Source organism: Marinobacter sp. UBA2498, from assembly GCF_002341575.1.
GTDB classification, from domain to species: Bacteria; Pseudomonadota; Gammaproteobacteria; order Pseudomonadales; family Oleiphilaceae; genus Marinobacter; species Marinobacter manganoxydans.
In genome coordinates this window covers 8,839-9,872 of sequence record NZ_DDOI01000093.1, presented here as the reverse complement: position 1 = coordinate 9,872, position 1,034 = coordinate 8,839, and the positions used below count along the sequence as shown (strand labels likewise).

Annotated in this window: 1 protein-coding gene; it reads right to left on the bottom strand. The window is 55.9% G+C overall.

Features of this window, described 5'->3' with window-relative positions:
- A partial coding sequence (locus B2W52_RS12980; RefSeq protein WP_286803455.1) for a DNA-3-methyladenine glycosylase family protein occupies window positions 1-713 on the bottom strand: 713 nt, incomplete at its 3' end.
- Between the last annotated feature and the right edge of the window lie 321 nt (window positions 714-1,034).

Below are 1,034 nucleotides of genomic sequence, written 5' to 3'. Positions count from 1 at the left end.
TGATCGGAAGGGTTGCCACGGGTGGTGGCGCCACGTGCAGTTCGTCCAGCCAGGCTGAAAGCTGCTCTGACGAGCTTGCATAGACGATTCGCCCAAGGCCAACCCAGCCGTGTGCAGCCGCGCACATCGGGCAGTGCTCGCCAGGGCGCCCACTGTTCGGCAAAGGCCAGTTGCTCTTCTTTTGTCGGTCGGGCATCCAGATTTTTGATGTCCTGTATTGCGGATGCCAGTGCCAGGTCGCCTTGGGGCCAGACATCCGGCCGTCGTAGCGCCATCATGTAATAGATGTCGACGGTCCAGGGCCCCAAACCGGGTACTTCTAAAAGGTGGCTTCGGCCCTGCACATCGTCAAGCTTTTCGACTTGCGCGAGGTCAAGTTTGCCGTCGGTTATGCGGTTGGCCAGCTCGACACAATACCTGGATTTCTGTCGGGTAAGCCCGACTCGTCTTAGCTCAGGCTCGCCAGCCCTCTGGACCAGTTCCGGGGTTACCGATTCAAGGTGGGATGCGAGCCGTTCAAACATGGTGGCCGCGGCTTTGATCGAAACTTGCTGCTCAAGAATGATATGCACCAGTGAGGCAAAGCCGGGTTCCCGGGGCCAGAGAGGCGGATAACCGAGGCGGGCGTAAACCCGATGAAGGTCCGGGTCCCTCCCGGCCAGAGTGTCAACGCCCTTCTTCAAGGTTTCGTCAGCGATCGTCTTTTGTTGCATAAAACCCTGTTCGGCTCTATGGGGATTATCAGATCAGTCGAGCAAACTGGACTGCCGCTTTGGAGACGACGCCTACGAGGTCTGTAAACATCATAAAAGTGTGTACGACACAGACCGTCTTTGGTTCTCAGGCCTGTCAGTTGGCGAAACACGACCGTCATTCCCATAGGGATATGCCCGTAGCTCCGAAAACAATCCTGATGTGAGTAGGGTGCGTAATTCCTAATGCTTTTAAGGTCCGACCAATGAGGTGAAGTTACTATGAAATTAACTTTCAAGAATGGTTTAGCCGCAGTTGCACTGACCCTTGCGTCCGGCGTG